Here is a 23,099-nt window from a genome sequence, read left to right on the forward strand (position 1 = left end):
ATTAGAAAAACATATCACATCATAGGAATTTAGTGTTTTGGCCCTGTCTATCCATTGTTTTTAATTTTGTACAATCTTTTTCAAAAGAAACTGCCTATACCAGCTTTTAAGCCCCTATATAGAAATGAATATTGCAAAATTGGGGTAATACTTGAATTTGGTCTGCATTGGTCAGCCGACATCCCAGCCTGTCGTCGGGCAGGCAACATCCTCCAGAGAAGCAAAGAAAGTAAGCTTACTGACAGAATTGCGGATAGTAAAAAAAATAGTAATTCTCTGCATTCACTTTAAAATTCGTCTTCACGACAGGGTAGCTTTGAGAAATATAATTGCTATTTTAAGCGGGTTTTCAATCAAAATCACTGCTGAAAGCCAATTTCTCAAAATAACCTAGCCCATGAAACTGAAAATCTGGAAAATTTTGGTGCTGTTCGTATCAGCGCTCTGCATCATTTCGTTCATATTCATTTTCAAGGAAAACAAAGCTACTCCAGAACTATTTGGAGTGCCTTTTATTTTTTGGACTGGATTTCTAGTCACTTTGCTTATCGTGATAAGTACTTATATCGCTTCCAAGATTTTCCCATTTGACGATCCCAAAAAATCATGATAGGTTGGCTGATCTTCTTCTTTTCCATCTTTTTGGGAATGTTGGGCTATGCGTCTTATTTATCTTATCGGAAAAACAGAACCTCAGATGAATTTATTCTTGGAGGCTCTAATATTGGAGCTATTCTGGGTTTTCTGACCTTTTCGGCAGCGCTCTTCAGTGCTTTTACATTTATGGGAATGCCTGATTTCTTCCGAACTCATGGGGTAGGCGCCTGGATCTTTTTGGCACTTTCGGATGCATTGATGGTCTTTTTCTTAATCTGGTTCGGATATTCCTTGCGCAAAAGAGCAGCTCTAGTGGGTTATCAAGGAGTGGCTGGATTTATGAAATCATGCTATGGTAGTCGATATGCAGGCTATTTAGTCTTTGTTAGCTCATTTCTTTTTCTAATCCCATACGTCTCGATACAGATTCGGGGAATCTCGATCTTCTTAGATGCCGCTTTCCCCCAAATGCTTCCCTCTTGGTCTTGGGCAGCTATTTTGGTTTTAATCATGTTGGTTTATTCTCAAATTGGAGGGTTAAAAGCCATTGTTTACAGTGATGCTATACAAGGAGTGATCATGCTGATAGTCATCTGGATAATTGGTTTGACTTGTTTGAAAATGGCAGGAGGTTGGGAGCAAGCCACAGCAAGAGTCCAGGCTGTGAATTCTGAATTACTAAGCCTCCCAGGTCCAAAGGGGTTATTTAGCATGCAGTTTCTGGTGGCGTCGGCGATTGCTATTGTGTTGATTCCTGTCTCTCAACCTCAGTTTACGACACGTTTGGTGGTGATGAAAAATTTGAAATCTGTTCATCAAATGGCTTATGCAGTTGGGATTTTTGCCATGTTGGTGATTCTGCCTACAGCTTTCATCGGGCTTTATGGAGCGATCAAATATCCGGATGCCAGCACCGCTGATTTCCTTTCTCAGGCCTTGCTATTTGATCAGGCAGTTCCAGTTGCAGCACTTGCAGTGGTCGGTTTATTTGCAGCTTGTCTTTCGACGACAAACGCACAGATTTTTGCTTTGGGAACCGAGCTAAGATCACTGCTTTCTGGAAGCGATCAGTTTAATATGCGGGCTACGAAAATCTCCATTTTAATCTTCTCAATTATCGTGTTGATATTTTCCAGTTATATGTCTGACGAATTGGTACTTCTCGCCCGGGTTAGTTTTACAGGGACTTCCATGATCGCTCCTGTGGTTCTTGGTGCAGTGATTTTTAAACATCCACCAAAATCATTACTGATCCTTTCAAGTTTTGCATTAGGCTATTTTATCCTTTCGCTTTTGGGAATAGTTCCTGATAAAATCTTAGGACAGGCTTTGGATTTTGTCATGTACGGAATACTAGCTTTAATTACATCGGTGCTGATGATTAGGCATCATTTGAATCAAAAAACACTATCATGAAGCTCGAATCTAAAATTTCTTTAGCTGATCTGGGTCCATCCTTAGATCGATTTTGGGAAATCTCAGGAAAGAAAATCCATCTGATTGAGCAATCTTTTGACCCTAAGATTGGAGCTCCAGTATTCACTGAAAAGGGAAAATATGTAAGCAGAGGTTGGACCGAATGGACTCAGGGATTTCAATATGGATCCGCATTGCTTCAGTTTGATGCAACCGGGGAAAAGGAGTTTTTAAAAATCGGCAGAGAAAATACGGTGCAAAAAATGGCTCCACATCTTACGCATACCGGCGTTCATGATCATGGATTCAACAATGTGAGCACTTACGGCAATCTTCTTAGATTGATTAATGAGGGAAAAATTGAGGGAACGGAATGGGAAAGTGAATTTTATAGACTTGCTCTCAAAGTAAGTGGAGCTGTGCAAGCGATGCGCTGGACCAAAATTCCTTCTGGTGGATTTATTTATTCTTTCAATGGCCCACATTCCTTATTTGTGGATACGATTAGATCCTGTAGAGCATTGGTAGTTTCTCATGCTTTGGGACACGTGTTTCAAGGAGAAAACGACAGAAAGATTTCACTCATCCAGCGAGCGATACAGCATATCTTAAGTACGGTTCGATATTCGATTTATTATGGAAATGGTCGGGATAGCTATGACGTGCCCGGTCGAACTGCTCATGAAATTATATTCAATACCAACGATGGAAATTACCGATGTCCAAATTCGCAGCAAGGATATACGGGATTTAGCACCTGGACTAGAGGATTGGCTTGGGCGATCTGTGGATTAGGCGAAACCCTGGAGATTTTGGATCAGATTGATCCAAAAGACTATGAAGAAATCATCTCGAAAGATGAGTTGATTCAAGAATTAAAGAAGGCTGCAATTGCCACCTCGGAGTTTTACCTTGCCAATACCCCAACCGATGGCATTCCGTATTGGGATACTGGAGCTCCAAGGCTACATGAGTTAGGAGATTATTTGAATCGCCCTTCTGACCCTTTCAACGGATTGGAACCGGTGGATAGTTCTGCTGCTTGTATTGCAGCTCAAGGCTTCATTCGGATTTCAAATTTTCTAAAAAAGGAAGATCACGATCGAGCTAAAAAATACTTGAATGCGGGAATTCTGATTGCAAAAAACCTATTTCAGGAGCCTTACCTTTCTACTTCAGACAGTCATCAGGGATTGATTCTCCATTCAATCTATCATCAGCCAAATGGCTGGGATTACCAACCCGAGCCCGGCAAAGCACCTTATGGCGAATCCTGCATGTGGGGAGATTATCATGCCCGGGAATTAGCACTTTTGCTTCAGCGCATGAAAGATGGCGCTCCTTATTATAGTTTCTTCAACTGCATCCCAAGCTCATGAGTACTGGAAAATATAAACCTCAATTTCCCCGTATTGCCCAACTGAAAACTGCTGAACAGTTTAGAAATCATCTGAAAGAGCAAGAAATCAAATTGGGTTTTGACGAAGAATTGATTCCGGGGAATGATTCCCCCTTTGCAAAAGGACATCAGCTCCGATCTGGAAAGAAAATTGGTAACTCATTTTGCATTCTTCCCATGGAAGGATGGGATGGGACGACGGATGGAAAACCCTCAGAACTTACCAAAAGACGCTGGGAGAATTTTGCAATCAGCGGAGCAAAGCTTCTTTGGGGCTGCGAAGCGGTGGCAGTCCGTCATGAAGGGCGAGCCAATCCAAATCAATTGTTGATGAATGATTCGAATTTGAAAGATTTTGAAGGACTCTACCAGCTGGTGGAAAAATCTCATGCTTCTCGTTTTGGAGGCGCCGAGGATTTGATGACCGGATTGCAGCTCACCCATTCAGGCAGATTTTGTAAGCCAAATTCCAAAACAAAAATGGAACCCAAGATTCTATACCGACATCCGGTTTTGGATAAGAAATTCGGAATTTCTGAGGACTACCCCATTATGTCTGATGGAGATCTCGACGAGCTGGTAGAGGATTATGTGAGAGCGGCTGTGCTTTCGCAAAAGGCAGGTTTTCAGTTTGTAGACATCAAGCATTGCCATGGGTATTTGGGTCATGAACTCCTAAGTGCCTATGATCGCTCTGGAATTTATGGTCAATCGATGGAAAACCGAAGTCGTTTTCTTCGGGAAATCGTGGCAGGAATCAGAGCTGAGGCTACGGGTCTGGAGATTGGTGTCAGGATGAGTATTTTTGACTGGATGCCATTTCAAAAAGGGCCTGAGGAAATTGGAATCCCAGCCTTTGAAGGTGACTATAAATTCGCTTTCGGAGCAAATCAATCAGGTAAGGAAACTGATCTTTCTGAGCCTTTTTCTTTTCTGGAGGAACTGAAAAAATTAGATATCGAATTGCTTTGTACTACGGCAGGAAGCCCCTACTACAACCCACATATTCAGCGTCCTGCTTTATTTCCTCCCTCGGATGGATATATGCCACCGGAAGATCCCTTGATGGGAGTTGCCCGGCAAATTGAAGCCACAGCAGAAGTGAAAAAAGCATTTCCAAACTTCTTCGTAGTTGGTTCGGCCTACTCTTACCTTCAGGAATGGTTGCCAAATGTGGGTCAGGAAGTACTCAGGAGAGGCAAGGCGGATTCGGTGGGATTAGGAAGAATGGTACTCAGCTATCCGGAATTACCGGCCGATATCTTAGCTGGAGAGCAGATGAAACGCGGAAAGATTTGCCGTACTTTTTCAGATTGCACTACTGCCCCAAGAAACGGGATGATTTCCGGCTGTTTCCCTTTAGATCCTTTTTACAAAAAAATGGAAGAGTTTACATTGTTGAAAGAACTGAAATCTGTTTGACAATTTTAAATCACAGAATTCTTGAACAAAAGAGCTGTTGGGTTTTAACTCGGATTATGTGTTAGAATTCATACATATTTGAATAATTACTACCTAAAATCAATTCATTAAGCCAATTTGAAAATAAAAAAATCCATGAATCGAGTAGCATTAATCACTGGAGGAAGTAGAGGTATCGGACTTGGGATAGCCAAACAGTTAGCAAAAGAGGGGTTCGATCTCGCAATCATTGGTGTCCGGGATGAATCTCAGGCGATTGAAACACTTCAAGAACTTCGCGCTCTTGGAGTCAATGTGGAATATTTGCGGGGAAATATTGCTCTGAAAGAAGATCGGGCTTCGATTATTCATGGACTGCGGGAGAAATTCGGAAGAATTGATGTCCTAGTGAATAATGCAGGAGTGGCGCCAAGAACTCGCTGTGATGTTTTGGAAATATCCGAAGAAGACTATGATATCCTGATGGAAATCAATCAAAAAGGGACATTCTTTCTCACGCAGGAGATTGCCAAATGGATGGCTGAATTAAAACAAGCAAATCCGGAATCTGACTTAAGCATTGTTACTATTACTTCGGTATCAGCGGAGATTGCTTCTGTGACTCGAGGGGCTTATTGCATGTCCAAGGCAGCACTTTCGATGATGTCCACTGTCTTTGCGATAAAAATGGCAGAGTTTGGAATCCCTGTTTATGAGATCCGACCGGGAGTGATCGAAACGGACATGATCGAGGCAGTACGGGAAACCTATCACAAAAATGTAAAAAGTGGAATGACTCTGGAACCTCGCATGGGCCAACCTGAGGATATTGGAAAAGTTGTTGCAGCTTTGGTTCGTGGGGATCTACCCTATTCTACCGGTCAGATTATTTCTGTGGATGGGGGGATGAATATCAAGCGGATGTAGGATTCTTTTCTTTTCTCCATTCTCTCGGAGAAGAATTTGCCAATTTTTTAAAACTGCGGTTGAAATAGGATAAATTTTCATAACCAACCCTAAAAGCTATTTCTGAGATACTGAGCTCAGTTTCGCTGAGAAGCTTTTGTGCTTCTGAGATCCGGAGCTGTTGAAGATATTGAGTAAACGTACGCTGGGTTCGAAGCTTAAAAAACCTGCAAAAAGCTTCTTTACTCAGATTGGCTTTTTCGGCAACTTGATCCAGGGAAATGGCCTGAAAACGATTTTCAAGCAAAAACTGCATAACATGATTCATCCGCGTACCGTCTCGTTCATTGAAGTTGGGCTTGCTTTGATTTAATGGGATCAATTCACAACATTCACTTTCCAAGAGTGTAAGAAGTTTGATTCCGAAAAGGAACCGCTCCAATTCCCTGAAAACAGAAAATCCACCTATAATTTCTCTTAATTCATCCAATACCTCTCCGGTTACCTGAAAGCAACTCCCCGCCATTTCTCTGAATTTTTCCAAAGAATTGAGTTCCTCCACTTCCTGAATAGCTTTTCCCAAAGCTTGAAAATCAAAAAAAACTGTATTTCCGGCGACAATAAATTCACTTCCAGCCTCGAAGTATTCGGGATCACTACGAAAGACATGAGGAACATTTTCACCAAGAAAAAAAATATCTCCAGGCTGAAAACGCCCCACATAATCCCCACTTAGAAACTGCCCCTTTCCCTCCAAAATAAGGGTCAACTGCAACTGAGGGTGTTGATGAAGTTTGTCATAAAAATGTGCTCCTCTATCCTCTTGGAATCGGATAAACTCTCTTTGAGATTTTGGGATTTGAAAGGATATGACTCTGGACATATTTCAAAATTGGTATCAAATTATTACTTATAAAAGTAAAACAGTATTTAATAGATCAATATAGTATCAAAGAATATTAACCCTGTGGAAGAAAACCAATTTGAACTCCACTACTTTTGAAATAAAAAACTATGAACTGGTACGGTGTATTTCCTGCGGTGACAACCAAATTTCATGCAGACGGAAGTCTTGACATGTCTTTATTTTTCAAAAACCTAGATTTCCAATTGGAGTCAGGAGTCCACGGAATTATTCTCGGTGGCACATTGGGTGAGAGTTCTGCACTTTCTACAGAAGAGAAAATCACGCTGACTAGAGAAACCGTGAATTACATCAATGGGAAAGTTCCTGTAATTCTTAACATTGCCGAAGGCGCTACCCAAGAGGCACTTTTTTGGGCCAAAAAAGCCGAAGAACTTGGAGCATCAGGCTTGATGATCTTACCTCCAATGCGCTATGCTGCAGATGCTCGGGAGGTGGTGACTTATTTCAAAACCGTCGCCAACTCGACCAAGCTCCCGATGATGATCTACAATAATCCGGTGGATTATAAGACTTTGGTGACCATCGACATGTTTGCTGAGCTAGCCGAATGTGAAAATATCCAAGCGATTAAAGAATCAACCCGCGACATTTCTAACGTAACTCGGATGATCAATCGCTTTGGTGATCGCTATAAATTACTTTGTGGTGTGGACACTTTGGCAATGGAAGAATTGCTGATGGGAGCTTGCGGTTGGGTGGCTGGATTGGTTTGTGCTTTTCCAAAGGAAACTGTGACCATTTTCAATCTTATTCAGGAAGGCAAAATCAAAGAAGCAGCAGCAATTTACCGTTGGTTTTTGCCACTTTTAGAGTTGGATATCCATCCAAAATTGGTGCAATACATCAAATTGGCCGAAACTCATTGTGGCGTTGGAAGCGAGCATGTACGTGCGCCTAGACTGACATTAATCGGAGAAGAGCGAGAAAGAATTGAAAAAATCATTAACGATGGCTTGGCTAAAAGGCCTAAATTGTAGGATGTCGGGTGCACAATAACCGATGTCAGATGTGTGCCTAGCCAAGCAATTCTCAATTTTCCAATTTTTGAATTTTAAATTCCATGAACCTAGACCATATTTTCCAAGCAGTCCAAGAGGCATTTCTAAGTTATAAAAACCTATCTGGAGCCAAAAAAGCTGATTTTCTTGAAAAAATCGCGGAGATCCTAGAGGAAAACAGAAGTGCCATTGTCCTAATGGCAGTCCGAGAGTCCAATCTTCCCGAAGGAAGAATCAATGGAGAATTAGGACGGACTACCGGACAAATCAAACTTTTCGCAAAACTCGTGAGAGAGGGAAGTTGGGTAGAGGCTACGATAGATCCAGCCGACCCAAATCGCTCTCCCCTTCCCAAAGCTGACATTCGAAGAATGCTTACACCACTTGGCCCGGTTGTCGTTTTTGGTGCGAGCAACTTCCCTTTGGCATTTTCAACGGCAGGCGGAGATACTATTTCCGCTTTGGCAGCGGGATGTCCTGTAATTTACAAAGGTCATCCGGCACACCCCGATACTTCCAAATTTGTGGGAGATTGCATTTCACAAGCCGTGAAAAAATCCGGACTTCCGGAAGGTATTTTCACTCATGTAGAGGGCGGGGTCAAAATGGGACAAGATTTGGTCAAGCATCCTTTGGCAAAAGCAGTAGGGTTTACGGGTTCTTTTTCTGCGGGCAAATCACTTTTCAACATCGCCGGTAACAGAGAAGTACCTATCCCGGTTTATGCAGAAATGGGCTCTGTCAATCCGATTTTCACTTTTCCTCAGCGACTGAAAAACGAATTAGTACCACTTGCACAAAGTTTTGTGAGTTCCTTGACACTTGGAGCTGGGCAATTCTGCACCAATCCAGGGTTGATTTTCGTCCCACGAACTTTAGCTGAACGATTTGGAAATGCGATTTCAGAGGCTATCCAAGGAGTGGCGGCATCTCCGATGCTTCACGAAGGGATTGCTGAATCTTATTACAAAGCCTTGAATGAACTACAGCTTCGTTCGGAACTGGAATGGGTCAAAGTCCCTGATGCGAAACACCTTATAAATGCCAGTCCGGCCATGGCAGAAATCAGTGCCGCGGATTGGATGAGTGATAATCGTTTTCAAGAGGAGGTGTTTGGAGCCTTTGCATTGATGGTGGTATATGAAAACGATGCTGAGTTAAAATCAGTAGCAGAAAAACTTCACGGACAACTGACAATTACCCTGTGGGGAGATACTGAGGAATTCAAAACACATAAAGAACTGATCAATCTACTGGAGGAAAAATGTGGCAGAATGCTCTTCGCAGGAGTACCAACAGGAGTTGAAGTTGGATATGCAATGCAGCATGGAGGACCTTATCCATCAACAACCGACTCTCGAAGTACCTCAGTGGGAGCTCATGCAATCAAGCGTTTTGCACGGCCGATAGCTTTTCAAGATATGCCAAATGACTTACTTCCGGATGCCTTGAAAAACGAAAATCCGCTCGGGATTATGAGACAGGTGAATGGAGAATATAAAATATGAAATACAATAGAAATACGCAGAAATAAACTGCGCTTCACGCAGTGAGATATTTCTAGTCAATTCAGATATTTCGGTCCTATTTCGTCCCGCTTGCGGGATATTTCCATGTTATTTCATAAAGCTCTTAAAACTACAATTATCGAATAATTTTATGCCTTCTCGTTATACTTTCTCCTGCATCGACGCCCATACTTGCGGAAACCCAGTTCGGGTAGTTTCCGGTGGAGTACCGTTTTTGAAAGGCAATTCCATGCTAGAAAAGCGGCAGTATTTCTTGGAGAATCTCGATTGGATTCGGACAGGTTTGATGTTTGAGCCGAGAGGACATGATATGATGTCCGGGTCCATGCTTTTCCCCCCTCATGATCCAGAAAATGATTTTGCGGTACTTTTCATCGAAACTTCAGGCTGCTTGCCCATGTGTGGTCATGGAACGATTGGCACGATTACCATAGCCATCGAGGAAGGATTGATTCATCCAAAAACACCTGGATTTCTCCGAATGGAGGCCCCTGCAGGATTGGTTTTGGTAGAATACAAGCAGGAAGGAAAAAAGGTCAAATCTGTGAAATTGACGAATGTTAAGAGTTTTTTGGCAGCAGAAAATCTGGAAATTGAATCCGATGAACTCGGAAAATTAAATGTAGATGTAGCCTATGGTGGCAACTTCTACTGCATCGTAGATCCACAGGAAAATTTCCCCGGTTTGGAACATTACAAAGCGGAGCAGCTTATTTCAATGGCTAGAAATCTACGCCAAAAAATGAACGAGCGTTATGATTTTGTCCATCCAGAACATGATCGGATCAGAGGACTTTCTCATGTGCTCTGGACAGGTAAAACTTTAGATCCGACAAGTACCGCAAGAAATGCTGTGTTCTATGGAGATAAAGCGATCGACCGTTCACCCTGTGGCACAGGCACTTCTGCCCGAATGGCACAATGGCACGCAAAAGGCTGGTTAAAACCAGGAGATGAGTTTATCCATGAGAGTTTTATCGGTTCAAAATTCACTGGAAGAATCGAAGAAGTCACCGAGATCGCTGGCAAGCCAGCCATTATTCCAAGCATTGAAGGCTGGGCAAAAGTCTATGGCTACAATACGATTATCCTAGACGATGATGATCCATATGTACATGGATTTCAGGTTATTTAAACATGTGAAAAGGCTAATAAATCAATTAAAGTGTCAATTTGAACTTGGCTTACTGGCACTCTGTACTTCATACTAAGTACTTCAGAATATGAAACCAACATTGATCATCGGCGGTGGAATCGTCGGACTTTTCTCAGCTTATTTTCTTCAGAAAGAAGGAATCGAAGTCACCATTATAGATCGGACGGACCTGAAAGATAATTGCTCCACGGGCAATGCGGGTATGATTGTGCCTAGTCATATAATTCCATTGGCTGCTCCAGGTATGATTTCCAAGGGGATCGGATGGATGTTTTCCTCCAAAAGCCCCTTTTATATTCATCCAAGACTGGATTATAAACTGGCTCAATGGTGTATGCTTTTTTTCAAAGCTGCAAATGAAAAGCAAGTAAAGCGGAGCATTCCTTTTTTGAAAAATTTGAGTTTGCTCAGTAAAGCGCTTTATCAAGAGTTCAAAATGGAGCATCCGGAATCCGCAATTGCATTGGTGGAAAAAGGGTTAATGATGGCCTATCAAACTGATGCTGTAGAAAAAGAGGAAGTTGAATTTGCTCATTTGGCTCGGAAATACGGTTTGGAAGCAGAAATCCTCACTCCAGAAGACATCAAAAAAGTAGAGCCAAACCTAGAATTGAAGGCTAGAGGAGCCGTACTTTTCCCAGGAGACGCGCATTTGGACCCTGGTGCTTTATATGGCTTTTTGAAAAAATACTTAGAAGCAAAAGGAGTTAAATTCCAATACAATACTCAGGTTCTTGGCTTTGAGAAAGCTGGTCAAAAAGTGAATGCTGTACTGACCGATCAAGGCAAAATCGAAGCAGAAAAAGTCCTGCTCTGCGGTGGGTCTTGGTCTGGTGAACTCGCCAAAATGCTTGGCTTTTCATTACCTATGATGGGCGGAAAAGGATATTCCTTTATTCAGGAAAACAAGCCAGAGATTTCTCAAGCGACAATTTTGACAGAGATGAAAGTTGCTGTAAGCCCCTACGGAAATCAAGTTCGTTTTGGAGGAACAATGGAGATCGCAGGGACAGATCAATCAATTAATCTCAATCGAGTTAAAGGGATCTTTGAATCGATCAATCGGTATTACCCGGATTTCGAAGCAAAGTTTCCAGATGAAAACCAAATCTGGAAAGGGCTACGTCCCTGCTCACCGGATGGTTTGCCTTACATCGGATTAGCACCTGGATATTCCAATGTTTTAGTAGGAAGCGGACATTCCATGATGGGCATCTCTTTGGCTCCTGCAACTGGTAAAATTCTAGCCGAGATCCATCAACAAAAAAATACTGCAATCGAAATCCAAGGATTTGAAGTAGGAAGGTTTGATTGAAGAGAGGGTAGTTAGGAAGTTAGGAGGTCGTAAGTTGGAGGTCAGGAGGTTGGAGGCCGGAAGTTGGAAGTTCTTCAGTAAATCCGAAAATTCAACCTTTAGAATAAATAAGCAGCGGAAATCGGTGGATTAAAGCGCTTCGCTATATCTTTTAAAATTATCTAAAATGGCCTGCCAGCCTTGTCTTTGGAGCTCGATTGAATTTTCCTGCTCCGGTTCAAATGTTTCGGTAACCAGCACCCCATCACCCTCTACTTCAAATTTTATCCAAACTTTTCTTCCATCCTCTAATTGATAACTGATAAGTTTTTCAGTTTCCACTTCCAGGTATTTCCCTTCAAAATCAAACCCAAAACTTCCATCTCGAGCTTCCATTCGATACATAAACTTCCCTCCTACTTTCAAATCATTTTTTGCGAAGGGTGTGTACCAATCTGGGCTGGCATTATTCCACTTTTTGATATGCACAGGTCTAATCCAGACTTTCCATACTATTTCAATTGGAAGATTGACAAAAGTTGAAATTGTGATCGTAGAAGTAGAGCCCATAACAGGATTGGTTTAGTCAGGGAAGTTAAAAAATTGCAAGGCTTTACACCAAAAAAACTTAAAACAAAAAAAGGATAACATTTCTAGTATCCTCCTTTTGGAATCCAGAAGGAACTAAGTTTGCTTATGTGAAATATGGGTTAAAGGATTTGAAATCAAAGGATAATTCAACAGCAGATTTAAGATTCATTCATCCACTTAATAAAATCAGGGGTAGCACTTTGGCTACAAACCAACAAATTGTTTTCTCCTTGGACTTTGATTGCAACTGAGTTCTTGGAGTATCGTTCCAGTCCCAAAACATATTTACTATGTACCAAATGACTCCGGCTGATTCGAAAGAATTTATCCTGGCTTAATTGTTCTTCCAATTCCCTCAAAGTAGATTCTTTGAGTAAATGCTTTTTCGAAAATTGATCCACAGCCCATACCAATGAGTTTTCTGCCAAGAAAAAGCTTACCTCATCCAATGACAAAAAATAAGCCCCTTTGTGGTTTGGAACCAATATCCTGCTTTTGAAAGTAGGTCTATCTAACACTTGAATTCCAATCACCTGCTGTAATTTTTCCAAAATGGCAGATTGCTCCTCATTGGACCACGACAACCTTTTGAACTTTGCCCAAGCGCTCATAAATCGTGCTTGGTTGAATGGTTTCAGTAAATATTCAATCCCATTCCCCTCAAAAGCCTGCATCCAAAACTGGTTATAGGCTGTGGTAAAAATAATTGGACAATTAATATCAATTTCTTCGAACAACTGAAAAACATTGCCATCCAGTAATTCGATATCTGAAATCAAGAGATCAAGTTTGGGTGAATTTTTAAAGAAGGAAATCCCTGCCTCCACAGAATCCAACTCCGCAATCACTTCAACGGATTCCTCCAGCCCCTCCAAAAATCTCTTGATTTTATTTCTTGAAGGCACTTCATCCTCTAAAATTACTACCCGAATCATATTACTTTTTCTTTTATCAATGGTAATTCCACAGTAAAGGAATCATTGGTCTTGACTATTTCCAAGGTCTCTTTACTGAGAAGCCTGTATTGTTTTATTAGGTTTTTCAAGCCTCTTCCTCCACTATGCTTTTTATGTTTATATGGCTTTAATTGATTCCAGACCGCAATTTTTTCATTGACTTGAATGGAAATGGAGATGGGTTGGCTTTCGCTTCCCTGATTATGAAAAACCGCATTTTCTATCAACACTTGTAAGGTTAAAGGGGGAATCCAGAAATCAGGGATTTCATTAGGCACTTCAAGTTTATAGCCAGCACCGAATTTTCTGGACAACAATCGAAAGTAATTTAAAGAAAAGGCCAGTTCCTCCTTCAAAGGAACAAGATGGCTATCTGACTTCTCCAAGGCATAGCGGTAAATCTCAGAAAATTCATGTAAGAACTCTGATGCCACCGCTGGATTTTCCTCTATCAATTGATCTAGAACATTGAGGTTGTTAAACAAAAAATGAGGATTTAGCTGCTGTTTCAATTGGTATATGGTCAATTCCGACATTGCCTGATCATAATCTGCAAGCTTCTTTTGATGCTCCTGAAATTTCCTGAATAATAGGAAGGCAAAATAAAACCCACCGTAAATCATGAAATCCAATACACGGGTAAAATTTGACAGAAAAACTACCTCTCCCATAAAATTCCTCTCAAAATTCCCAAAAGCAAGCGCTATGAAAAGCGAGAAGGCATTACTTATCAATATCCAGCCTATTAATCCCAACAGGAAGCTTAGCAAAGCTTTTTTCCTCTGAAGGGGAAATTGATTTCCATGGATTTTCAAATAGCTATAGCGGAGAAGCAAAACAATAATTAAGAAGTTTGGAATTGCCGTGATAACCGATTCAGGGGTGAAAGTATAGAGATTGATCACTTGTCCGGGACCAATTCTAGACTTAATGGAATCCAAAAAGGTGAAAAATATAATGAAAAGTAAAAATTCGGATGAAAGTTGTAATCGCTCCAGTAGCTTTTTCATAGGTCTAATAAAAGAAGGTGGAAGGATTCTTCCACCTTTGATATTTTTATTTCTTTTCTGGCCAGGTACTAGTCACATTTCCTTTTTCATCATATGCCTCCAACTTAGGATTATTGTCCTTATCGATGTAGAACATAGCTCTTGGCATCCCTTTATCATCAAACAAAAATAACCCGTTATTTTGACTTCTTGATTTCCCTAACATAATTCTGGGAGCTCCTCCAAGTAGTTCTTGTTCTTGGTATTCTGAGTATTTGGCTTTAAATGCCTCGGGGTCTGACTTTCTGAGTTCTTTTAATTCCAGCATGATCTCACGCGTTTTTTCTTGGGACTCTTTAGCCGGTCTGTCATTGAAAACCAAACTTGAACTTACATATCGATCCTCTCCTTTTTTGGAATCAGTCGTTAACAACTGCATGACCTGATCTCCATCATATTGGTCAAATGTCAAGGATAGACCTGAGCTATGCCCATTTTCCTTTTTCTCCCCATCATAAATGAATCCTCCACATTCCAACCCATCTTCATTGAAAAACAGCATTCCTGCTCTTTTCTTTCTATCAGCGTTGGTGTTGTTCCCATTGATTTTATCCTCACCATTTGGGAAAAGTCCAGCATTCGTGATGATCATTTTTACAGTCCCGTCAGCTTCCACCACATTTATTCTTTGTACATCTATGGTTTCAAACTGCTGGTTTCCTGAACCTTTAAATGAGGTGAAGAATAAGAAAGAAGAGCTAATTGCCGCAGTTACTGCGAATGTTCTGAGAAAGATAAGTTCCTTGTTCATGTGCTTAGTTTTATAATTAATTGATTATCAAAACTAGATCAAGCACATGACGCAGAACACCCCTTTCAAATGGGCTAAGGAATATTTTAAATGAACGGATGAAAAAAGTAAATAAAGCAAATCCTAAAAAACAAAAAATCAGAAATACCACCTGATATCGGAAAGAGTTCCAACCCCACTCTTTTCTTGATCTTGAGTAGAACCTGTGAACATTCAAAATTTCCATAAAATAAAAAAGGATACCATTTCTAGTATCCTCTAATGTAGCGGGAACAGGGCTACATACCTCTTTTTTATTCTTTATTATTTTTTATCATTTTTTATGCCATATTGACCATTAAATGAAGTTTTAATGTAAATTTAGGTAAAGTAATTCGGTAAATAAAGTAAGTAAAACCGTCCCCAATTCCGTCCCCATTTGAGGGATTTAATCCAAAACCGTCCCCAAAACCGTCCCTAAATATGGCAAGCTTTAATGTCTACTTGAAAGACAAAAACAGCGAAAATACAACCTCTATTATTTTGGTTGTCCGTTGGTCTGGTAATACTTTAAAATACGCAAGTGGTAAGTCTGTTTCACCAGCTCACTGGAATACTGAGAAGCAAAATGTCAAGCCTGTAAAGGCCGTAGAAGACCACAAGGTTATAAATGGACATTTAGGAAGGGTAAGAGAAGCCGGGCAAAAGGCTTTCAATGATTTAGAACTAGAATTGAATCGAGAACCAACTTTAAAGGAACTCAAAGCAAGAATCGATTCAGAATTAGGAAAGGTCAAAGAATCGGAACCTGTGGAGGTCGTTACTTTTTTAGGAGTCTTCAAACAGTTCATTCAAGACTCTAAAGATGGGAACCGTTTAACTTCCACCGGAAAAAGGTTCGATAAGCGTTCAATTCAAAAATATAATACCGTTTTCGACATGCTAGAAATCTTTGGAAAGGGGTACAACCTAACATTTGAAACTATCAACAAAGAATTTTACACCAAGTTTGTTGCCTATCTGAATAAGAAGAAATTCAGCCTAAACAACGTAGGCAAATACATTCAAGTGATTAAGACATTTTTGAATTATGCAACCGAAAACGGCTATAATCAAAACATGTATTTTCAATCCAAAGCATTCAAAGCTCATAAGGTTGCGGGGTTTTCCATTTACCTTACTGAAAAGGAAGTTAGCGACATATACGAGCAAGATTTAAGCTCTATGCCTCATTTAGAGCGTGTAAGGGACTTGTTTATCGTTGGATGTTGGACTGGACTAAGGTTCAGCGATTTCACAAATATTAAACCTGAAAATATTCAGGATAATTTCCTTCATATCACCACATTTAAGACGGACGAAAAGGTGATAATCCCTATTCATTGGATGGTTAGGCAAATCATGGATAAATATGCTGGCAAATACTCTAATAGCCTTCCTCCAGCTATCGTAAATCAAAAAATGAACTCCTACCTTAAAGATATTGCGGGAAAAGTAGATAGCCTTAAAGTAGATATAGAAACAGAAGGGATAAAAGGAGGCTTAAAAGTCCATGGAATTCTAAAAAAATGGGAATTAGTTACTACTCATACGGCCCGCCGTTCATTTGCTACCAACGTTTATAAATCTGGGTTTCCCGCAATCTCATTAATGAAAATCACAGGCCATAAAACCGAAAAGGCTTTTTTACTTTATATTAAAGTAACGCCAGAAGAAAATGCAATTAAACTTGCTGAACATTGGGCAAAGCCAATAATGAAAGTAAGTCAGATCAATAAAACTTGCCAAGAATATTAAATTTATGTGAGGAAGAAACTGCATTTAACGAATTACTTCGAACGATCACTCTATATATTCCTAGTACTTTGCCATTATTGAGGGTAATCTTTACCGCAACATTTCTGCCACATAGAAAGGCATTTTTCGTTATGGCACATTTATTAAGGAATTTGCTTTAATGCTTTTTCCAACTCGTCAGATTTGTAATAAATCCGTCCTCCACAGTTATAGGACTTTAATAGACTTTGTTTTGTCCATTCACCTAAAGTTGGAAGACTAATCTTCAAAACTTTACACGCTTCCTGTCTTGTCAGAATCTCCCTTTTAGATTGAACTTCTGAAGGAATAGTAAGCCCTTTCAGGGCCTCAATTACTGCCTTGGTTGTTGATTCTTTAATCAGGGATTCTAAGGCTTGGGGAGTGGTGATAATTAATGGCTCAGTCATTTATACTCCATTTTTATTACAATTTCCGACATTCAATTCTTTTGATTTCTCCAATTCTTTCTCTAGGGCGTCAAGCTCTAAATCAACCAAAAATTCCAACCATATCCGTATAGCATATAAGTCTTGACTTGAATACCGATTTGTTTTTCTGGTATTCAAAATCTTCTCGCATGCCGATATTGAAATTTGATTTTTCATTTTAGGAAATAGTTATCTCAGTATGCTCATTTTTTAAAATGGGCATTTGTTTGATTATAGTAAGATTTGATTGATTTATTGGTTGGACTTGAACGCCCTAGGAAGGAAGAATTATCATTGCTGCTAGTTATCCATGCAGTTGATAGAAATCATCATCATCTAAATTTTCGGGATAAACCAGGATTTCCCCGTCTTTTAATTCAATACAATTAGCCTTTAACCAGTTTTCTAAATACTTCACGTAGGATTTAAAATCTAGTTGATGCAGTCTATTTTCAAATAGATATATATCTGACTTCAAATAATCTAAGGTTCCAAATAAATGGTCTAATTGATCTTTACAAATTATTTGAAAAACTAAATCTTGACTATATAGCTTTTCAAACAATTTTAATATTGGTGATTTTTCAGTTTGGCTGTTCAAAGCGAGTAGAAATTGTTTTTCATCAATCTGATAACAGCCGTAACCATATGGAAATACTTCATCAGGTAAAGGGTTATTCCCAAATACAAGATTTGAAATAAAATCAAGGTTGTGTTTCACCAAATCTAAAATCAATCCTTTTTCAAACTCTTGGCACATATCGAAATTGTTTTTCATCCACACCATAAGCAATAATTGAAAGCTAATCTCTTGATCACCAATGAAAATCTTTTGAATGTGATTTGAATCGGACATTTCAACAATATCCAGCAGATCAAATGGACTTAGAGTACTTACATCGCTTAATCGGAGATTAGCCATTCCACTGCCTGCATATACAAGCATGGAATGGAGAATTCCTGAATTATACATGGCTTGATTATTTTTCTGGCTTTCAAAATTTATTACAAAATCCTCATTTAGGCTTCTGCCAAATTTTGGTTTGACATGAGCTTTCAATTTTATTGGGTACTCTTCAAAGAGATCGATATTTTCTTTGATGATATCCAAATGCCTTTTTTCGGGAGCAAAACTCAAGAATATCCCCTTCCTAATACTATCAATATCATACCTAACCTTTTGAAGGTCAACTGTATTGAAATGACCCGTTGGCAGTACTGTATTATCATATTTAGCCAAAACCTTTACTGTACATCGGATTTCTAAAGATTTCAATTCCGTTATAAATCCATTCACATTCTTTTCTAAATGGGCAGTTGGAAAATACATGGCATCATGAAGCAGTGATGAAGAAGATTTATCAATAATCTTTTCAAAGCAGTTCATCATGACTTCAGCTTCAGCATTTTGAAGAAGAAAGGCCATTCTAGTATGATCGTGTTCTTTAACCTCTGTAATGACCTCTAAAACTTGAGGAACCTCTCTTTCTAAAGCAGAATAAACCATTTTATATCCAACCATTTTCATAGCTTTATTATGACTCATAACACACATCCACAGCTTTTCTTTAAATACTTCCCTGTCTTTTCCTGTTGGGAACTTGAGTTTTCCGTTTAAAAACTCAAATAGCTTTCCTAATTCAGTCCAATGAATGAAATCAATGGTTGATTGATCTGGAATGACATTATTTTTTCGTAAATGCTTTTGAACTATTGAGGCCAAGAAAACACCCTGAGCATTTGCCAAATCGAGTTCGGAAATAGGACCTCACTGTACTCTAGTTTTTTCACGAATGACGCGTGGCAAATTTGTGAAACTGTTATAAATTCGGCCTGTATCAGCTTTGATTTGAAACTTATTACTCTTGTAATACTCTAAATATAGTTTTGATTTATGCTTGAGAGAATCTGTCTTCACCCATGAAAAATCAAGTAGATTCATCCACTCTTCCATTTTTATTGCTGCTGGTGATCCAATAAAAAATTCAGATTTTCCCTGTTTCCTAAGTTTGGTTATGAATTTTTGTTGGGTGCTACTATTTGTTATGTAATCGAAAGGATATACTCTATAATTACCTAACCCCTTCCAAACCACTTGATATTCCGCACATAGTTTTTTGTCTCGATCATGAGGCCTTGTCATTTTAATGATTTTCCCTAGCTGGAGAACATCTAAAATCAATTTTGAAAAGGTTATAAAGTCACCTGACTTCACCTCAATTTTAACCTTACTAGTAAAGTCATAAAGTGAATTATAACAAACAGGTTGAGATGCTTTTGGACTCTTTTCAAATTTCAAATTGGTTGATAAAATCTTATCAACTACATAGAAATACTTGAAGGAATGATTTTTCACATGTCTTTCAGCATGCTGAGGAGAAGGAAGAATTTCTTCCAATACCTTTTGAATTTTACTTGTTATCCTGAAATCATAATCATGAAGGAGATAGGAATTTTTGCGTATTTTTTCCATATTTTTAAGTTGTTTGTTGAATGAATAATTAATTGATTAATGAATAATACATATAGGGGATAGTTACCCATGGTTTAATAAGGCCTTGCTTCATTTCTGATGGATTAAAGGCATTTTTTAACTTTAGAAATCAACATATACCCATGGTTAATTTTTGTCACCTAGGGCTAAATATTAGGCAATACATTTCCATGCAGGTGAATCAGAGTTCAACCACCAACTTTTTAGTTTAGAAGATTTGGAAGGAGTTAGTACTCTAAATAAATAGTCAAATGGACCATTGATAAGGAGTATACCCAGCATGAAAACATTGCATTTCAACCTCAAACTATCAACCTATATCCTGACGTCTTGAATAGGTGTATACTTTATTGAGGTACCGACACGAACTGATTCTTTATACCAGCTATAGAAATCAGAGGGATGAATTTTCTAGAATTTCAACATCCTGTTTTTTCCTTTGGACTTATTATACGCTAAAAATAAAATTCTGTTTATAATGGTTTTGAAAAATTAAATAGATTTAAATAAACTATATACATTATTTAATTTCATTTTAATTAAATTAAATAACTTATATAAAAAGTGCCGAAAAATGTCATAAACAGTATTTTAATTTATTAGCCAATCACCTAACTATTTTTTAGCATCAATTTTTATCCCTAAAAAAAAATTAAAAAAACCTCAAAATATTTTATTCCTAAGACATTAATTGAGCTTGAAGGCACGGAATTCAACACCAAAAGTCTCAGCAAAAAAATCAAAATAGCCCCAATTTTCAAGTTCTATGAAGTTTGATTCATTTCGGTTTTTTGCGTGAAGTGCAAGAAAAAAATCGTCATCATTTCCATACCACCAAATTTCTTTATCAACCATGTCGATTAATGTAATTAATTCGGTACTTCTTCTTACCATTTGATCGCACTGGAAATTTCTTCCCTCTACTAGAAAAAAATCCTCATTTGATTCAATTTTAAATGCTAGTTTTTCCATTGTTTTAAATTTCTTTCATTTTACGAAAGGACATAGAAAATCGCCAAAATATTTTCCCCTAAATTAAAAGAGCTTATTAACTTCCTAATCAATTGATATTCAATTAAAAAAGTCAAAAATAGCAACAGTGAAAATTTTCTGGAAAAATTTTTTTCAAAAAACCCTTTAATGCATGCCTGCGGGGCCTTTAAGACCTCCCCGAATTCCCTCCTCCCTATCTCGCCAGATACGGAGGACTGGGTATAGATATATTGTGCAAGGTTTTTTAGGTCTAATTCAGAGCTTAACCACTCACAATGTGCATACTACTTTTCGAAACCTCACCAAAAATTTAGTCCTTTATTGGAATGTAAATTCTAAAAGTCTTTCAGTGAACTGAGGTAAGTAAGGACTAAATATTTGATGAATTCAACAACATCTAATCATTAGAAACTCTTAGGTAGTCAAGCCAGTTGCGCCCCAAAAAGATTTCGATTTTCTGGACAAGACTCAAATATTTAATAAGAGAAAAGCTACCCCTATCCAAATACTTATATCAATGGCCTGATGATTTTCAAATTAAACTCTTATTTTTAACTGAAAAATTTCAGCAAATGCTCCAAGACCTCATAAAAGACCTCCAATCTACCTTGAAAAATTACATCCAAGGACTAGCCAAGCAAAACCTGCTGGTGGATATCCCTTGGACGATGGTAGACGGCAACCTTAATCCTACACGGACAAATATTCCTGAGCGGGGCAGTAGCAAACTAATTAAGCTATGTTTTAAATACAATACTTGGAGAAAAATAATATTATCAAAAGCAACTATATAAAATATAATTTACAAAAAATAGTTCTAAATATAGAAAAAGTTATATTTAACACTGAAAATTCAAATAACAATGACCACCAATTACTACAAGCTTCTGGAAATCGAAGAAAAATACGACATTAAAATTAGAGAAAACATATATATAGTAAAATTAACACCTGCTTATATAGATGAAGTATTGGATGGATTTACCTATAGTTTTCAAAACGCAAAAGATTTCATTTTTTTAAAAAACGATAAAATATTTAATTTTTTTCATTCAAACCCTGATGAATTAAAGAGCTTAAATTTAGAGGATTTTCAACTAATAGAAAAAAATGAAGTTTATAATGAGTCAGATAAGGAAATTTTTGAGCACAAAGATTATGTTAAAAAGAAAAAAGATATTATCGTCAAAAACATAGTAACAAGTCTAGAAATTAATGAAAGGAAAGAAAATAAAATAAGTAAAGAGGTCTCACATGAAATTAAATTAAAATTTATAAAAAAAGAAGATGAATTGTTTGCATTAAGACCAGAAAATGCAAAAGACTTTTATAATATTTCGGAGGATTTGAACACAGCTATTATGGCATTTTTGGAAGATTTAATCTTTCCAGACTCCTATAGCGCTTTTAAGAATACTGATTTTTCAAATTTTGAAAACGGTAATTTTGAAACAATTCTTACCTTGATAAATAGCGATGGATATCTCACAGTTAAAAAACCAAAAATATTGGAAAATAATGGATTCACGAAAAACCAAATATTTATCTCAACAAAGTATTTTATGAAAAATTATTTTCACTTAAATATAAAAGATGATATTTGTAATTTATTCGTTAGTGAACTGGATAACTTAGAAATATCCTATCCATCAAAGTTTCAAAAAGGAACTCTAGATTTTAATATATTTAAAGAAAAAAATCAAATTTTTGCAAACAAACCCAAATCAAAAATAAAATTAGCTAGTTTCAAAGGTAGAGAAGCTTTAAGTCTTTCAATAGAGTCATTTTTAAATCAACTAACACAAAATTCATTTGATGTAAACCAATTTGAAAGTCATGGATTATCAAATATATTAGACCAAAAATTTGAAGTAAAATTATCATTCAGCTATAACCAAAGCGAGGTAATAATAGACCCACCAAATATAATTAAATGTATTGGTCTGACAAAATTAGAAATTTTGGATACGATTTTAGGACTTTCCGATAAGTATGTTTCTATTGAATTTTCAAAGAATACCATAAATCAATGGGTCAAAAATCTTGATTCTAATTACTGAAGTTTTTTCCACCTGAGCGTTGACGTGTCGTGAAGTCCTTGATTTGAATCTAAGATAGAATTTTCCCCTCAAATGATAAAACCTGCTATCAATCTGATAAATTGGCATTAAAATTTTAAACATCTTCATTTTTTTACCTCTATGAAAGATTTTAAGAGAATTAACTGTAATCATGACGATGAACTAGAAGCCAGAATGATTATGGCGGAGGAGTGGAATAGTTTCCAAGTTCCAACGGAAATAGATGAGTTCATTACTCAACTCTACTGGGAAGATAAGAATGAACATTATACCGTTTTAGCCATTATTCATGAATTTGATGCGCTGGAATGTTATGCCAGAAAGTGCTACTGGTT

At 38.0% G+C, this 23,099-nt stretch carries 22 protein-coding genes; 12 read left to right on the forward strand and 10 right to left on the reverse strand.

What is annotated here, in order from left to right; translation table 11 throughout:
- Positions 1-397: 397 nt before the first annotated feature.
- From P8O16_RS04650 to P8O16_RS04670, 5 genes are all read left to right on the forward strand, one after another.
- Entirely contained in the window at positions 398-610 is a 213-nt protein-coding gene (locus P8O16_RS04650) for a hypothetical protein (RefSeq protein WP_300311364.1), read from the forward strand.
- Positions 607-2,013, forward strand: coding sequence for a sodium:solute symporter family protein (locus P8O16_RS04655; protein WP_300311366.1), 1,407 nt, complete (start codon positions 607-609; stop codon positions 2,011-2,013). Before P8O16_RS04650 ends, P8O16_RS04655 begins: the two co-directional genes overlap by 4 nt.
- Positions 2,010-3,392 carry a glycosyl hydrolase gene (locus P8O16_RS04660; RefSeq protein WP_300311368.1) on the forward strand — a complete coding sequence of 461 codons (1,383 nt, stop codon included), beginning with the start codon at positions 2,010-2,012 and terminating at the stop codon, positions 3,390-3,392. Before P8O16_RS04655 ends, P8O16_RS04660 begins: the two co-directional genes overlap by 4 nt.
- Positions 3,389-4,834: an NADH:flavin oxidoreductase gene (locus P8O16_RS04665; protein ID WP_300311370.1), complete on the forward strand. Its 1,446-nt coding sequence runs from the start codon at positions 3,389-3,391 to the stop codon at positions 4,832-4,834. The genes P8O16_RS04660 and P8O16_RS04665 overlap by 4 nt, the downstream gene beginning before the upstream one ends.
- A gap of 135 nt (positions 4,835-4,969) precedes the next feature.
- On the forward strand, positions 4,970-5,740 hold the full coding sequence (locus P8O16_RS04670; protein WP_300311372.1) for a 3-ketoacyl-ACP reductase: 771 nt from the start codon (positions 4,970-4,972) through the stop codon (positions 5,738-5,740).
- Here P8O16_RS04670 and P8O16_RS04675 read toward each other — a convergent pair.
- The gene (locus tag P8O16_RS04675) at positions 5,727-6,602 is read right to left on the reverse strand and encodes an AraC family transcriptional regulator (RefSeq protein ID WP_300311374.1); all 876 of its coding nucleotides are present in this window, start codon (positions 6,600-6,602) and stop codon (positions 5,727-5,729) included. The two genes, P8O16_RS04670 and P8O16_RS04675, sit on opposite strands and share 14 nt — an antisense overlap.
- 131 nt (positions 6,603-6,733) lie before the next feature.
- Here P8O16_RS04675 and P8O16_RS04680 point away from each other — a divergent pair, with 131 nt between their 5' ends.
- The 4 genes from P8O16_RS04680 (at position 6,734) to P8O16_RS04695 (ending at position 11,645) form a co-directional block, all read left to right on the forward strand.
- A complete protein-coding gene (locus P8O16_RS04680) occupies positions 6,734-7,624 on the forward strand; it encodes a dihydrodipicolinate synthase family protein (RefSeq protein ID WP_300311376.1) in 891 nt (296 codons plus the stop codon).
- An 83-nt stretch (positions 7,625-7,707) separates the two neighbouring features.
- On the forward strand, positions 7,708-9,153 hold the full coding sequence (locus tag P8O16_RS04685) for an aldehyde dehydrogenase (NADP(+)) (protein WP_300311378.1): 1,446 nt from the start codon (positions 7,708-7,710) through the stop codon (positions 9,151-9,153).
- Between the two features lie 151 nt (positions 9,154-9,304).
- Positions 9,305-10,309, forward strand: a complete 1,005-nt coding sequence (locus P8O16_RS04690) for a 4-hydroxyproline epimerase (protein ID WP_300311380.1) — start codon at positions 9,305-9,307, stop codon at positions 10,307-10,309.
- Between the two features lie 88 nt (positions 10,310-10,397).
- Entirely contained in the window at positions 10,398-11,645 is a 1,248-nt protein-coding gene (locus P8O16_RS04695) for an FAD-binding oxidoreductase (RefSeq protein WP_300311382.1), read from the forward strand.
- 129 nt (positions 11,646-11,774) lie between these two features.
- On the opposite strand, the gene P8O16_RS04700 is transcribed toward P8O16_RS04695, so the two are convergent.
- The 4 genes from P8O16_RS04700 to P8O16_RS04715 form a co-directional block, all read right to left on the reverse strand.
- On the reverse strand, positions 11,775-12,194 hold the full coding sequence (locus P8O16_RS04700; RefSeq protein ID WP_300311384.1) for an SRPBCC family protein: 420 nt from the start codon (positions 12,192-12,194) through the stop codon (positions 11,775-11,777).
- A 179-nt stretch (positions 12,195-12,373) separates the two neighbouring features.
- A complete protein-coding gene (locus tag P8O16_RS04705) occupies positions 12,374-13,150 on the reverse strand; it encodes a LytTR family DNA-binding domain-containing protein (protein ID WP_300311386.1) in 777 nt (258 codons plus the stop codon).
- The gene (locus P8O16_RS04710; RefSeq protein ID WP_300311388.1) at positions 13,147-14,181 is read right to left on the reverse strand and encodes a sensor histidine kinase; all 1,035 of its coding nucleotides are present in this window, start codon (positions 14,179-14,181) and stop codon (positions 13,147-13,149) included. The genes P8O16_RS04705 and P8O16_RS04710 overlap by 4 nt, the downstream gene beginning before the upstream one ends.
- A gap of 46 nt (positions 14,182-14,227) precedes the next feature.
- Complete coding sequence (locus tag P8O16_RS04715; protein ID WP_300311390.1) at positions 14,228-14,971, reverse strand: hypothetical protein; 744 nt, start codon at positions 14,969-14,971, stop codon at positions 14,228-14,230.
- 462 nt (positions 14,972-15,433) lie between these two features.
- Here P8O16_RS04715 and P8O16_RS04720 point away from each other — a divergent pair, with 462 nt between their 5' ends.
- Positions 15,434-16,747 carry a site-specific integrase gene (locus P8O16_RS04720; protein ID WP_300311392.1) on the forward strand — a complete coding sequence of 438 codons (1,314 nt, stop codon included), beginning with the start codon at positions 15,434-15,436 and terminating at the stop codon, positions 16,745-16,747.
- A 143-nt stretch (positions 16,748-16,890) separates the two neighbouring features.
- Here the strand turns inward: P8O16_RS04720 and P8O16_RS04725 are convergent, their stop codons facing one another.
- The 5 genes from P8O16_RS04725 to P8O16_RS04745 all read right to left on the reverse strand — a co-directional run bounded on the left by P8O16_RS04725 (position 16,891) and on the right by P8O16_RS04745 (position 20,662).
- Complete coding sequence (locus P8O16_RS04725; RefSeq protein ID WP_300311394.1) at positions 16,891-17,175, reverse strand: helix-turn-helix domain-containing protein; 285 nt, start codon at positions 17,173-17,175, stop codon at positions 16,891-16,893.
- Positions 17,176-17,373 carry a hypothetical protein gene (locus tag P8O16_RS04730; protein WP_300311396.1) on the reverse strand — a complete coding sequence of 66 codons (198 nt, stop codon included), beginning with the start codon at positions 17,371-17,373 and terminating at the stop codon, positions 17,176-17,178.
- Positions 17,374-17,500: 127 nt separating this feature from the next.
- A complete protein-coding gene (locus P8O16_RS04735; RefSeq protein WP_300311398.1) occupies positions 17,501-18,943 on the reverse strand; it encodes a hypothetical protein in 1,443 nt (480 codons plus the stop codon).
- A gap of 21 nt (positions 18,944-18,964) precedes the next feature.
- Complete coding sequence (locus P8O16_RS04740; RefSeq protein ID WP_300311399.1) at positions 18,965-19,669, reverse strand: hypothetical protein; 705 nt, start codon at positions 19,667-19,669, stop codon at positions 18,965-18,967.
- A gap of 708 nt (positions 19,670-20,377) precedes the next feature.
- Positions 20,378-20,662, reverse strand: a complete 285-nt coding sequence (locus P8O16_RS04745; RefSeq protein WP_300311401.1) for a hypothetical protein — start codon at positions 20,660-20,662, stop codon at positions 20,378-20,380.
- Between the two features lie 593 nt (positions 20,663-21,255).
- Here P8O16_RS04745 and P8O16_RS04750 point away from each other — a divergent pair.
- Both P8O16_RS04750 and P8O16_RS04755 read left to right on the forward strand, forming a co-directional pair.
- Positions 21,256-21,477 (forward strand): hypothetical protein, encoded by a 222-nt coding sequence (locus P8O16_RS04750; RefSeq protein WP_300311403.1) that lies wholly within the window; start codon positions 21,256-21,258, stop codon positions 21,475-21,477.
- A gap of 69 nt (positions 21,478-21,546) precedes the next feature.
- Positions 21,547-22,743: a hypothetical protein gene (locus P8O16_RS04755; RefSeq protein WP_300311406.1), complete on the forward strand. Its 1,197-nt coding sequence runs from the start codon at positions 21,547-21,549 to the stop codon at positions 22,741-22,743.
- Positions 22,744-23,099: the final 356 nt, after the last annotated feature.

The sequence above is a fragment of the Algoriphagus sp. genome, assembly GCF_029254265.1.
Taxonomy (GTDB): Bacteria; Bacteroidota; Bacteroidia; order Cytophagales; family Cyclobacteriaceae; genus Algoriphagus.